Source organism: Paenibacillus sp. GYB006 (assembly GCF_036577645.1).
In the GTDB taxonomy this organism is placed as follows: Bacteria; Bacillota; Bacilli; order Paenibacillales; family Paenibacillaceae; genus Paenibacillus.
Genome location: NZ_JARBDA010000010.1, coordinates 43189 through 55801 on the forward strand (window position 1 = coordinate 43189; position 12613 = coordinate 55801).

Genomic DNA, 12613 nt, shown 5'->3' on the forward strand with positions numbered 1-12613 from the left:
AGAGAGAGAAACAAAAAAACATACTTTAGAAAACAGTTGAGAAGGGTGTGGAGTGGTGTGAAAACTGCGAAGACCGCGGCGAGTACCGGAAGTCCTAAAGGCATGGGCAGTCAGAGACGTATCAATATAACAGGCTGGTTATTTATTCTCGTACCGGTTCTTGCAATCAGTTTGTTCTATTTTTATCCAATGATTCAGGCGCTGATCCTTTCCTTTAAATCAGGCCGGGGGATGAATCTTGATTTTGTTGGATTCGATAACTATATTCGCTTGTTCCAGGACAGCAACTTTATTACCGCAGTAAAAAATACGTTTATTTATCTCATCATACAAGTTCCTGTCATGCTGGTCCTTGCGATCTTTATTGCCGTTCTACTTAATGATGATAACTTGAAATTTAAAGGGTTCTTTAGAACCGCGATTTTCTTACCTACCGTTACTTCCCTTGTAGCATACTCCGTTGTATTTAAATACATGTTTGGCGGAGACGGTATTGTGAATAAGATGCTCATGAATTTCCATCTTATATCAGAACCGATTCAATGGATTTCTGATCCGTTCTGGGCAAAAGTAACCATTATTATTGCGATTACTTGGCGTTTTACAGGTTATAACATGATTTTCTATCTTTCTTCTTTGCAAAATATCGACAAATCCGTATATGAAGCAGCTCGTATTGACGGCGCAAATGCGTTTACTCAATTCTTTAAAATTACGATTCCTCTTCTAAAACCGATGATCTTATTTACGACGATTACATCGACGATTGGTACCCTGCAGTTATTTGATGAAGTTGTAAACATCACGAAAGGCGGACCAGGTAACTCAACCATGTCGATTTCACAGTATATTTATAACTTATCATTTGAGTACACACCAGACTTTGGATATGCAGCAACTGTTTCTTACTCGATCGTAGTGATGGTCATCATACTGACACTCATTCAGAACAAAATTGGGGGCGATAAAAAATGAGTAAACCGAAGAAATTTTTTACGTATGCATTTCTTATCCTTGCTACCCTGATTTCGATCTTTCCATTCTTGTGGATGATCACAAGTTCAACGAATATGTCAGTAGACGTTACAAAGGGAAGACTTCTTCCGGGATCACATCTTTTCGATAATGTAAGGAACCTATTTAACAGTGTAGATATGTGGCAGGCACTTTGGAACTCAGCCAAAATATCGATTGTGACAACGATTCTTTCTTTGCTCGTTGCATCCGCAGCAGGTTACGGATTCGAGATTTATCGCAGCCGTGCGAAAGATATTGTGTTCAACATTTTGCTGGCATCCATGATGATTCCTTTTGCAGCTATTATGGTGCCGCTGTATCAAATGTTTGCAAAAGTATCGAGTGTCATTCCGTTCCTTGGGATCGACACTGCATCGGCAGTTATTTTACCAACATTCACTACGGCATTCTTGATCTTTTTCTTCCGTCAAAGCTCGAAAATGTTTCCTAAAGACTTACTGGAAGCAGGGCGTATGGATGGTCTGACTGAAATTGGACTCTTCTTTAAGATTTACATGCCGACAATGAAATCGACGTATGCAGCAGCTGCCATCATTACATTCCTTAGCAGCTGGAACAACTATCTGTGGCCGCTCATCGTCTTGCAGTCGCCTGAGAATATGACAGTGCCGCTCTTGATTTCTAACCTTGGTTCAGGATATGCACCGGATTACGGAATGATTATGTCCGCGATTGTCATTACTACGCTGCCAACTGCACTTGTATTCTTTGTCATGCAAAAACACTTCGTAGCAGGAATGACAGGGTCCGTTAAGTAATTTAAATAGGTATCGAATCTCATTTCATAATACGTTTTGCTGCTTGCATTATAAAATGGATTCAAGCTTGATAGGAAAGGCTGTCTTGGCATCAGTTGAGAGCAAGTAAAGACTGATGTCAGGCAGTCCTTTCCCATATAGAAATGGAGGATGTATGATGAAACAAGTAATGGAGCAAAAAGTAAATCCGAGCACAACATGGTTGTCTGATGTAAGCGTATTCGCTGTGGGCAGAGTGCCTGCGCATTCCGATCATAAGTATTATGCTACAGCCGAAGAGGCGCAGCAGCGTGGAGAGATGCCGCTTCGACATAGTCTGAACGGAAGCTGGAAATTTAGTTATGCTGCTTCGCCGGCAGCACGCCAAGCGGACTTTTATAAGAAAGAAGTATCTTGCCGGGGCTGGGCTCAGATTGAAGTTCCTGGACATATTCAGTTGCAAGGGTACGGAAACCCGCAGTATGTAAATACGATGTATCCATGGGATGGACATGAGAACCTTAGGCCGCCTATGGTTTCAGAAGACCATAATCCGGTTGGCAGCTATGTAAAATATTTTGACGTACCTGAAGGATGGGAAGGCCGTCCGCTCTATGTTTCTTTTCAAGGTGTTGAATCGGCTTTCTATGTATGGCTGAATGGAGAGTTTGTCGGTTACAGTGAAGACAGCTTTACGCCAAGTGAGTTTGATCTTACTCCCTATATAACGGACGGAGAGAACAAGCTGGCTGTTGAGGTGTATCAACGCAGCACAGGCAGCTGGCTGGAGGATCAAGACTTCTGGCGCTTCTCAGGGATCTTCCGGGAAGTATATCTGTACACCATTCCAGAAGTGCATGTTCAAGATTTATTTGTAAAGACAGATCTGGATGAGAAGTATGAAGCAGGTACACTTCTTACGGATCTGCAACTGACAGGCAAGTCAGCATCAAAAGTGGAACTTGTACTAAAAGATGCGGAAAATAAAGTGATTGCGGAGCAGACTGTAGTATCTCCCGAAGACAATCTCTCGGTTCGTCTGGCAGCCGGAAATGTAAATCTATGGAGCGCAGAAGCACCGTACTTATATACTCTTTATATTTCTTTATACAATGAGGCAGGAGAACTTGTCGAAGTGGTACCTCAAAAAGTAGGCTTCCGTAAATTTGAGATGATAGACAAAGTGATGCATCTAAACGGGAAACGTATTGTCTTCAAAGGGGTAAACCGACATGAATTCAATGTTCGTCAAGGACGGAATATAACAAAAGAAGATATGCTATGGGATATCAAAGCAATCAAGCAGGGGAATATGAACGCGGTTCGTACCTCCCACTACCCGAACCAGACGCTCTGGTATGAACTTTGTGATGAGTATGGTGTATATGTCATTGATGAAATGAATCTGGAAACCCATGGATCATGGCAGAAGATGGGCGCAGTTGAGCCATCATGGAACGTGCCTGGAAACAACATGGAATGGCAGGATATTGTAATGGATCGTGCGATTTCGATGGTAGAGCGGGATAAAAACCATCCTTCCATCCTCATATGGTCTTGTGGTAATGAATCCTATGCTGGGGACGTCATCCTGAATGTATCCGATTATTTCCGGGAGAAAGACAGCACTCGTCTCGTACATTATGAAGGAGTATTCTACGACCGGAATTATGACAGAACGAGTGACATGGAGAGCCGGATGTATGCGAAGGTAGCAGATATTGAAGAGTATCTAAATGACAATCCAGGTAAACCGTATATCAGCTGTGAATATATGCACGCGATGGGGAACTCGTTAGGCGGTATCCATAAATACACGGAACTTGAACAGAAGTATCCAATGTACCAAGGTGGATTTATTTGGGACTACATGGATCAGGTTTTAATTAAAAAAGATCGTTATGGCAAGGAATTTATGGCCTACGGCGGTGACTTTGACGATCGTTCTACGGATTACAACTTCTCCGGTAATGGGATTGTATATGCAGACCGCCGCTGGTCTCCAAAGATGCAGGAAGTGAAATTCGTGTATCAGAACGTGAAGCTTACGCCAAGCCTTACGGGAGTTACGATTCGAAATGAGAATCTTTTTGTCAGCACGGATGCTTATGAACTCGTATACACGCTGAACAAAGAAGGAAAGCAGTTGTTCACAGGAAGAATGGATGTTCATGTGGCTGCGGGAGAAGAGAAAGAGATTGCGTATACTTTGCCGGAGGTGAGTGGTCAGCCTGGCGAGTATAGCGTAGATTGCTCCCTCGTGCTCAAGGAAGAAACCTTATGGGCTGAAGCAGGGTATGAAGTGTGCTTTGGACAGCATGTGTTCCTGGTGGAAGAAGCTAAAAAAGATATTTCTGCAAAAGGCTCCGCGCTATCAAATGATTTCCGCGTGGTAGAAGGGGATGTGAATATCGGCGTACACGGCCGTGACTTCTCGATCATGTTCTCTAAACAGGCCGGAACACTCATCTCGGTGAACTATGGAGGTCGTGAGATGATCTCGGCACCGCCAGCTCCGCTCTTCTGGAGAGCGATGACGGATAACGATAAAGGAGCAGGGTTCCATTTTGATTCTTCCGCTTGGTATGCAGCAAGTCTTACTCGCCGTACACTAAGCTGGGAGCTGGCAGAATCAGAAGGACAAGCAACGATCACGTATACCTATAAACTGAGTGTTCATGAGGACGTACGAGTGAAGGTAGCATATACCGTATCTGCAGACGGAAGTATTCAGGTAGATTCCACGTATAAAGGGGTGTCTGGATTACCGAAGTTCCCAATCTTCGCATTGTCCTTAAAAGTGCCAGCAGATTATGCGAACCTGGATTGGTATGCAAAAGGACCAGAAGAGAACTATGCAGACCGTGCGGAGGGAGCAAGACTTACACGTTTCAAAAACCGTGCCGAAGACAATGTATCTGCTTATCTCGTTCCGCAGGAATCGGGTAATCGTACGGGAGTTCGTGAGGTTGCAATCACGAATGACACTGGAAAAGGAATTCTGATTACGGCTCCGGCATCCCAGCCTGTAGAAGCAGTAATATCGCCGTACACGGCGTTTGAACTGGAACAAGCAACTCATCATTATGAACTGCCAAATGTGCATCATACCGTAGTCACGATTGCGGGCTGCCAAATGGGTGTTGGCGGAGATGACAGTTGGGGAGCGCCTGTACTAGACGAATTTACAATTGATCCATCAGGCGAATTGTCCTTCCAATTTACAATTCGAAATCAGGGTTAATTCAATAAGTGACGGTGTTTTAGTATAAGCAAAAAGAGCCTTTCTCGGGAGAAGAGAAAGGCTCTTTTTTTGATTGCTGTATTTTGAGATGAATTAAGCAAACATCCAGTGCAGTGCTTCTATAAATTGTTTCGCGAAGAAGACATCATCATGAGTTCCGCCTTCTACGAGTACGAATTTCAGTTGCTCCGGGGTCAATCCTTTCTCCAATAACCGTTCATGGGCTCTTAGGGTGTATGGGACCATGTGACGCTGAATATTTTCTTTATACACTCCTTCAAGACTTCCAACAGATAGGAACAGTTTACCGCCATGATGTAAAGGGAGCGGGTTAGTCTCTATAAAAGACAACATGCCTTCATACCAGAAGGAAGCCGATAAAGCTCCTATTTTGCCGAATACATCAGGCCGCAGATAGCCGGCATAGAGAGAAACTAGGCCGCCGAGAGAGGCGCCGATGATTCCGGTGTGTTCTGGGTCTGCCAGCGTACGATAGGTTTTATCCATATGCGGTTTCAAAACATCGGTGATGTATTCAATATATTCAGCACCTTTACCGCCAAAACCAGGATGATCTGCGCCACGAAGAGAAGCGGCGGGCCAAGGGGTGTATTCATGAATTCGGTTGTTTGGTTCAACCCCAACGATAATGAGTTCGGGCAGTTCCTTTACTCGAAATTTATGACTCAGTAGATTAAATACTTGGCTAACGAGATCTATTCCGTCTTGAAGATAAACGACAGGAAATCTGACGGAATTCTCAGTCTCATTATAGGAAGGCGGGAGATAGATGGAAATCTGTTTATCTAAAACGACTTCTTGCTGATACATATTTCTCATGAACGAAACTCCTTATCTATATGAGTACAATAGAGAACGGGTAATATGGCTCTGTACTCTAGCATAAGAAAAATAAATAAGGCCATCCATGGACAAAATCCGGATTAATCTTTTCTAATCATAAATGGTTCGCTGATGAGAACAACTTCCTCCTCATTCTTCATGTCCTCTGTATTAACAAGTGATACTTCCTTCGTCAAACGATATCTTCCGACGGGCAATTTCTCTGTGATATAAGCATCGAGTTCCACTTTTTTATTCGTTTCCAGTCCATATAGAGGTTCCTTGTAGTTAAGATCAACATGCACTTCTGTCCATACTCCATCGATGTCCGCTTCGACTCCTGTAAATTCGCCATAGTGGAGCGTCATGTCTGTATTATTTTTTATACGAAATGAGACTGCATTGCCCAAGATGTATTCTTTCTCCGACAAACCGCACATTACGATTTCTGAACCTATGAGATTAAGTTTAATATCTTCTCTTTCTGAACGAGTAAGTGTAGATGGCTCACCAAGACTGACTCCTTCTGCTTCTTCGATTCGATCTTTGAGGGAGGGGGTGGAAGACTCTTTTCCTTGCTGGAATCCACTAGAGTTGATATCGGAACCCGTTGTAGATACGTCCTTTTGACAGGAGACAAGTAGGAGCATTACCCCGGTGACAAGCAGCAAATAAAGCAGCTGTTTTCTACGTTTTAAGATTCTATGATTATTCGGCATAGCGCATATCCTCCTTGAGTTGTATGTAAGTCTCATTTTTCTGCAAGGTATTCATGATTACGTCCTTCAAATTCGTCAGGTTCTGCTTATCTTTATCACATTCATTCCATTCATAGTGAAATGTACTGCTCTCATGGTAAAGGGTTAGTTTATAATTCTCATGCGGTTTTTTATTACATGTTACGGACTCCTCGACTTTGTCTTGCTCTCGCAGCAAGCCTTGACTGATCGCCTCTTCATAGATGAGAGACATGTCTTTTTCATTTAGCTGAAAATCACTGACGTGGGTAGTAATATCGCTGCTCACCTTTACGCGAAGTATCTGTTCTTTTGTATCGATCAGGATGTCGTTATTAACCCCAAATTCGAATCGAAGATGGAAACGATCCAGGCTGTTTATATCAGATGTTGGGGCAGAAAGGCACATAAATACAGATTTCTCTATATTCGTTGCCGAGTTAGGTTCGACTTTTGCGGCAGATTCATTTGAGGTACACCCGGTAATCGTGGCAAGTGCCAGGAAGACAAGCACAATTACCTTTGGTTTCGTCATGACAATCGCTCCCTCTCATCAACATCTATAATCTTTTGACGCAGTTGAGCTGGATAACGTTCCCTATTCTTAAAAAAGATAAAAAATACTTCAGCAACTTCCATCCTTAAGGTAAGATGAAAGCGTAAACAAAATTTCTTGAAGGTGGTTTGGTCCCCCATGGAAATGAGTAGAACGGATAAGGATAAAGAAAGTAGCCCCTATGTGGATCGGCAATATTTAAAAGGAGCTTTGTCAGCAAGGGTTGAAGAATTAGAGGCAGATTCAGCCGCTTTTGCTTTTGGGATCGCGAATTGGAGACAAAGATTAAGTCGCACCCAAGAAGAACCTCATTTCACTAAGGGCTGGGAGCAGATTAGATGGAAAGCTGCTCAGGCTTTAAATGAACCACTTCCGGAACTTTCTTTTGCGATCTTCAGGCAATTTGCTGATACGGGAGAGCGTAAAGCATATGAGGATGTTTATTTTGAACGGAGAGCGAGGTTGAATGCACTTGCTGTGGTAACTGCAGTCATCACAGAGAAGCAAGAGCACCAACAATATCTAGCTTCCTTAGAGAATGTGATCTGGGATATATGCGGAGAGTATACGTGGTGTTTAACCGCTCATCTGCCAAGGGAAGGAGACCCTTCTCAAGAGGTAGATTTGTTTGCAGCCGAGACAGCACAGACGCTTGCCGAAATCTATGCGATGCACCAAGAGGTACTGGATGTCAGGATTGCTGAGCGCATACGAACCGAGGTGAGAAGACGGGTGCTTACCCCGGTTTTTACTGAGAAAAGACCTTTCTTTTGGCGAAGTGCAGAGCATAACTGGTCGGCAGTATGTGCTGGCGGGAGCGGGATGGCTGCGCTTATTCTAATGAATGATCCGGAAGAGAAGGCAAGTGCGATGATGCAGACGCTGGAGTCTATGCAATCTTTTCTGAGCGGCTATGAAGCGGATGGAGGCTGTGCCGAAGGACTCGGTTACTGGGTATACGGATTTGGTTACTATACCTATTTTGCTGAGATGCTGAGAGAATATTCGCATAGGAAAATAGATCTGCTTGCAACAGAGCATGTGCGGTCAATCGCTCGCTTTCCCTCATCTATCCATCTTTCGGATGGAGTGTATGTTAATTTTTCGGATAGCAGTGAGCGGGAGGTGCTTCCGTCAGGACTTCTGAACCGAATCGCAGAGCGAACGGGATGCATTCATGATATTCCTTTTATTATTCCTGGTATGCTGGATGACCCTGTGAGAAGATGGGCGCACCTGATTCGTAACTTCCTATGGAGTAATACAGACCAACATATGGAAAAAGATGAGAGCGAAAATGAAAATGAAAATCAACACCACATGGCAGCCTCATCTAACAGTACTGAGCGAGCTGGTCTTAGGACATCTGTATTTCCGAACCTCAGTTGGTGGGTGAGCAGAGGGCAGTCGAGTGGTTTCGCATTAAAAGGTGGTCATAATGGGGAACCACATAATCACAATGATCTAGGACAGTTTATTATTCATGGCGGTGGGGAAAATCTTCTCTGCGATTTAGGCGCAGGGATGTATTCCAAAGCTTATTTTCAAGAAGGCAGAGAGTCGATTATTAATATCTCTTCGGGCGGTCATAGTGTGCCTGTAATCGGTGGACATATGCAAAAGTCAGGTCCTTCGTATTCGGCAAAGGTTCTAAAGACAAAGAGCAGCGAGAAGGAACTTCAGGTAGTACTTGATCTAACGAAAGCTTATGGTGAAGCTCCCATTCACTGCTTTACCCGCTCTGTTCTCTTCCAATGTCCCGAAGGTGAGAAGCGATCTTTATTACAACTGGAAGATGTGTTCGAGTGGAAGGGGGTAGCAGAGTCTATAGAGGAAAGGCTGATTAGCCGAATCGAACCTATTCTCGAGCAAGACACGGTGATATGGAACGGCAGCAGAGCAAGGCTGATCCTCCGCTATGATTCAGCCCTGTGGGCAGCATCATGTATAGCAACAGCACACTTCACTCATGAAGGAGAACCATACACTTTTTATACGACTTCACTTGTAAACAAGGAGCAAGAGGGCAAACAAACCAAATGCCGGCTTCAGTTTGAGATAGATGATATTGCTTCAAAGAGCAGTCATGAGATTGAGATACCAATCAAATGAAATTTGGAGGGATGGAATGCGGAAAGTTGACCTGTTTATCTTGCTGCTTCTAGTAGTTAACTCCCTTTTTATAGTCGCGAATATCGCTTTAGCTCAAAATTATTCTGTCAGTCTCATTACTAACAGTGAAGGCATAGGAATATCAAATTCAATTGCGTCCTTCTTAATAGCAGAGGATGGTTGGTCAGTAGAGTCGTTTAAACAGGTATATCATTCATCAGCCATTCTTGTGATCCTGACTTCGCTGCTCACATTCATTCTCATCATCTACCGCTTTGCCACTTCTAGAAAATGATCCTTGAGAGTAATAAAAAACAGACCTTATCTCATCAGATAAGGTCTGTTTAAAACGGGGTTATACCTTATATAATTACAGATTCTCTGTTGAATTTCTTGGCTACCTCAATGTTTTTCATTTTGTTGTCCCAGCAAGCCTGACTCAAATTCACAGGATATTCGGCTGGATATAAGGAACGTTTGTATTCTTCCCATAGAAGATCAAGCTGTTGTTTTGCAAAAAGTTGGATTTCTTGAACCTTTGGACATTCATACACAAGTTTGCCATTCTCGAAAATCACTTCGTGCAAATCGATCGCCGTGAAATTTTTGACTTCTTTCCTAATGTACGTATGCACGGGATGAAACATATGAAGTTCGGATTCTTTTTCCGGTTGTTCATAGGCAAGGGCAATATAATCGCCTTCTGATTTTTTCGTATGGTTGTTGATAATGCGATACACCTTTTTTATTCCTGGTGTGGTGACTTTCTCATGGCTTGCAGAAATTTTGATGGTATCTCTCATCTGTCCATCTTCGTCTTCAATGGAGACTAGTTTATACACAGCTCCTAAGGCAGGTTGGTCAAAGGCAGTTATACCTTTCGTACCAACTCCCCATACATCAATTTTTGCTCCTTGAGCTTTTAAATTCATGATCGTGTATTCATCGAGATCATTCGAAGCATAGATTTTCGTGTCAACAAATCCTGCTTGGTCTAAACATTTCCTTGCCTCTTTGGAGAGGTAACCGAGGTCCCCGCTATCTATACGAATACCGGCAAAATTGATTTTGTTACCTAATTCTTTTGCCACTTTTATTGCCGTCGGAACACCTGAGTTTAGCGTGTCGTACGTATCCACTAGAAATACGCAATCCTTGTGACGTTTTGCGTATTTATGGAAAGCGATATATTCATCTCCATATGCTTGTACAAAGGAATGAGCATGTGTTCCTGAGACAGGCAGACCAAATAATTTACCTGCTCGAACATTGCTTGTACTAGAGAACCCACCAATATAGGCAGCTCTCGTACCCCATAGGGCAGCATCGAATTCATGGGCACGTCTAGTACCCAACTCGGAGATGGGCTGGTCACCCGCAACTTGTTTGATTCGGGACGCTTTGGTTGCGATGAGTGTTTGATAGTTCACAATATTTAGTAAGGCCGACTCCATAAGTTGTGCTTCTATTAAAGGTGCTTCGATCCGAAGAATAGGTGAATTTCCAAAGACAACCTCACCTTCTCTCATAGCACGAATGGTTCCTGTAAAACGTATCGTTCTCAAAAAGGCAACAAAGTCTTCTTGATAACCAAGTTCTTTTAAATAATCCAAGTCAATTTCAGTAAAACGAAATGCTTGTATATATTCTATAATTCTTTCTAATCCAGCAAAAATCGCATATCCGTTTCCAAAAGGCAATTTCCGAAAATATAAATCAAACACCGCTTTTTTGGTATGAATATTATCTGCCCAATAGGATTCAGCCATATTGATTTGGTACAGGTCCGTGTGTAGAGCGAAGCTATCGTCCACATCATTCTTCATCATCATTACCTCCTAACCTAACAAAATACGGTCAGGTTTGTTCACTATATATCGTTTTTATGACATTAAATTTTAGTTTCTTCACTTTGACGTAAGAGATGTTTAGCAAACTCAACGAGTCGGCGTGCTTCTTCAGTCCGAAGAAAATTCACATCCAAACCGTTTGGACCTAAACGAAAACGATCCAGTGCATCGGCATCCTTAAAAATTTGATAGAGCAGTTTAGCCTTTTCATGATCACTGCATGAAATTTCAATCTCTGACAAACCAAGTGAATCATGTTGGTCATGGTAATAGATCATAAAATACGTTTTTTCATCATAGGGTAATTCGTTTGCCTCGCAATATTCTTTGTAGTACGCTGCTCCCCGGCTACCATGCCCTTGATCAATACCATCATCCAAGCGACGAGTATCATGGAAAACAGCCGCCATACCGAGTGCATCTAGTCCTTCATCTCGAATTCCTTTTTGGTGCCCGATGATAAGAGCAAGTAACAGCACGCGTGCACTGTGCGTTTTCGTATGCCATTGACTATCTGGCAGCCAAAACTCGACTTTTTCCTCCATGAATGTATACCATCGTTCGTAACACTCTTTAATTGGATGGAAAGTGGGCTCGTTTAGAACTTTTGCTAAAAGCATATTTATTCTCCCATCTCTATTCGTTTATTTCAGCTGAACTAATTGCTCTAATACGGCGGAAATATCCCCATCGATTCCAATTGATTTGGAGGCGATTTCTTGCGGAATATAAATTTCTCCTTTATTCAACGTAATATACGTCGCGTGTTCCTCGTTGTTCGTAATATTCATAAATGGTGCTTTAATCAACTGGTTTCTATAACCTACGCCTAATTCCAGCAATACTAATTTTTTACCATGAGCGGTCTTAATAAAATTCTGATACGCTTTATAGCTTGCTTGCCAAGATGTATCCCTTAAGAAATTACGGTCAACTTCTACATGCATTTGCATCGGACCGCCACATTTTGGACACTGTGGAATCAGGTCGGAAGGTACTTTTCCATTTTGCTGTTTTTGTGCCATTTCACGTAATACGTGATCACCTGAATAAATATCATCATGACAGCTGTTAGAACACTGTAACTTACGACAATTCCCTTCAAATTCGAAAAGACGTTCTTTTAAAAATCCTGCCAATTCAAAGTGAGCATCCGTATTTGATGTAATAACAAAATAGTTCTTATCTTTTACTAATTCATATAGGTTTTTCATTGCAGGGCTAACTTTCTCGTTCTCTAAAAAGTACATGTACGTCCGGCTAAAAAATGCCCACTTTTCTTCTTGAGAAGGGAAGGGATAAAAAGATCCTTGCAGGATACTGCGAATGCCGTACTTTTCTCGAAAATCACTAAAATTCTCTATAAATGCCGCATTTTCTGCGAAAATATTATAGCCTCCTGAAATGGCAAGACCGTTACTGGCACCAATGACAATGCTGTCAGCTTCTTCAATCTTTTTTAAGACGGTTGCATATGTTTCTTTCATAAGTTCCTC

At 42.5% G+C, this 12613-nt stretch carries 11 protein-coding genes; 5 read left to right on the plus strand and 6 right to left on the minus strand.

What is annotated here, in order from left to right; all coding sequences use genetic code 11:
- The first annotated feature begins 102 nt into the window (after positions 1-102).
- The 3 genes from PV403_RS18705 (at position 103) to PV403_RS18715 (ending at position 5019) form a co-directional block, all read left to right on the plus strand.
- On the plus strand, positions 103-975 hold the full coding sequence (locus PV403_RS18705) for a carbohydrate ABC transporter permease (RefSeq protein WP_191800315.1): 873 nt from the start codon (positions 103-105) through the stop codon (positions 973-975).
- Entirely contained in the window at positions 972-1796 is an 825-nt protein-coding gene (locus tag PV403_RS18710) for a carbohydrate ABC transporter permease (RefSeq protein ID WP_213533158.1), read from the plus strand. The genes PV403_RS18705 and PV403_RS18710 overlap by 4 nt, the downstream gene beginning before the upstream one ends.
- Before the next feature lie 157 nt (positions 1797-1953).
- Complete coding sequence (locus PV403_RS18715; protein WP_332085649.1) at positions 1954-5019, plus strand: glycoside hydrolase family 2 TIM barrel-domain containing protein; 3066 nt, start codon at positions 1954-1956, stop codon at positions 5017-5019.
- Positions 5020-5112: 93 nt separating this feature from the next.
- Here the strand turns inward: PV403_RS18715 and PV403_RS18720 are convergent, their stop codons facing one another.
- From PV403_RS18720 to PV403_RS18730, 3 genes are all read right to left on the minus strand, one after another.
- Positions 5113-5859 (minus strand): alpha/beta hydrolase, encoded by a 747-nt coding sequence (locus PV403_RS18720; RefSeq protein ID WP_332085601.1) that lies wholly within the window; start codon positions 5857-5859, stop codon positions 5113-5115.
- 104 nt (positions 5860-5963) lie between these two features.
- A complete protein-coding gene (locus PV403_RS18725) occupies positions 5964-6581 on the minus strand; it encodes an immunoglobulin-like domain-containing protein (RefSeq protein WP_332085602.1) in 618 nt (205 codons plus the stop codon).
- Positions 6571-7134 (minus strand): hypothetical protein, encoded by a 564-nt coding sequence (locus tag PV403_RS18730; RefSeq protein ID WP_213533150.1) that lies wholly within the window; start codon positions 7132-7134, stop codon positions 6571-6573. The genes PV403_RS18725 and PV403_RS18730 overlap by 11 nt, the downstream gene beginning before the upstream one ends.
- A 159-nt stretch (positions 7135-7293) precedes the next feature.
- Between PV403_RS18730 and PV403_RS18735 the strand changes: the two genes are divergently transcribed.
- Positions 7294-9267 carry a heparinase II/III family protein gene (locus PV403_RS18735; RefSeq protein ID WP_213533148.1) on the plus strand — a complete coding sequence of 658 codons (1974 nt, stop codon included), beginning with the start codon at positions 7294-7296 and terminating at the stop codon, positions 9265-9267.
- A 16-nt stretch (positions 9268-9283) separates the two neighbouring features.
- A complete protein-coding gene (locus tag PV403_RS18740; protein ID WP_213533146.1) occupies positions 9284-9562 on the plus strand; it encodes a hypothetical protein in 279 nt (92 codons plus the stop codon).
- Positions 9563-9629: 67 nt separating this feature from the next.
- On the opposite strand, the gene PV403_RS18745 is transcribed toward PV403_RS18740, so the two are convergent.
- The 3 genes from PV403_RS18745 to PV403_RS18755 all read right to left on the minus strand — a co-directional run bounded on the left by PV403_RS18745 (position 9630) and on the right by PV403_RS18755 (position 12604).
- A complete protein-coding gene (locus PV403_RS18745; RefSeq protein ID WP_332085605.1) occupies positions 9630-11096 on the minus strand; it encodes a nicotinate phosphoribosyltransferase in 1467 nt (488 codons plus the stop codon).
- 62 nt (positions 11097-11158) lie between these two features.
- The gene (locus PV403_RS18750) at positions 11159-11737 is read right to left on the minus strand and encodes an HD domain-containing protein (RefSeq protein WP_332085606.1); all 579 of its coding nucleotides are present in this window, start codon (positions 11735-11737) and stop codon (positions 11159-11161) included.
- A gap of 24 nt (positions 11738-11761) precedes the next feature.
- Positions 11762-12604 carry a Sir2 family NAD-dependent protein deacetylase gene (locus tag PV403_RS18755; RefSeq protein ID WP_332085607.1) on the minus strand — a complete coding sequence of 281 codons (843 nt, stop codon included), beginning with the start codon at positions 12602-12604 and terminating at the stop codon, positions 11762-11764.
- Positions 12605-12613 lie beyond the last annotated feature (9 nt).

Excerpts from the sequence above, each read along its gene's own strand:
- PV403_RS18710 (WP_213533158.1), top strand. The coding sequence starts at position 972 with ATGAGTAAACCGAAGAAATTTTTTACGTATGCATTTCTTATCCTTGCT.
- PV403_RS18755 (WP_332085607.1), bottom strand. The coding sequence starts at position 12,604 with ATGAAAGAAACATATGCAACCGTCTTAAAAAAGATTGAAGAAGCTGAC.
- PV403_RS18715 (WP_332085649.1), top strand. The coding sequence starts at position 1,954 with ATGAAACAAGTAATGGAGCAAAAAGTAAATCCGAGCACAACATGGTTG.
- PV403_RS18735 (WP_213533148.1), top strand. The coding sequence starts at position 7,294 with ATGGAAATGAGTAGAACGGATAAGGATAAAGAAAGTAGCCCCTATGTG.
- PV403_RS18725 (WP_332085602.1), bottom strand. The coding sequence starts at position 6,581 with ATGCCGAATAATCATAGAATCTTAAAACGTAGAAAACAGCTGCTTTAT.
- PV403_RS18720 (WP_332085601.1), bottom strand. The coding sequence starts at position 5,859 with ATGAGAAATATGTATCAGCAAGAAGTCGTTTTAGATAAACAGATTTCC.
- PV403_RS18740 (WP_213533146.1), top strand. The coding sequence starts at position 9,284 with ATGCGGAAAGTTGACCTGTTTATCTTGCTGCTTCTAGTAGTTAACTCC.
- PV403_RS18745 (WP_332085605.1), bottom strand. The coding sequence starts at position 11,096 with ATGATGAAGAATGATGTGGACGATAGCTTCGCTCTACACACGGACCTG.
- PV403_RS18705 (WP_191800315.1), top strand. The coding sequence starts at position 103 with ATGGGCAGTCAGAGACGTATCAATATAACAGGCTGGTTATTTATTCTC.
- PV403_RS18730 (WP_213533150.1), bottom strand. The coding sequence starts at position 7,134 with ATGACGAAACCAAAGGTAATTGTGCTTGTCTTCCTGGCACTTGCCACG.
- PV403_RS18750 (WP_332085606.1), bottom strand. The coding sequence starts at position 11,737 with ATGCTTTTAGCAAAAGTTCTAAACGAGCCCACTTTCCATCCAATTAAA.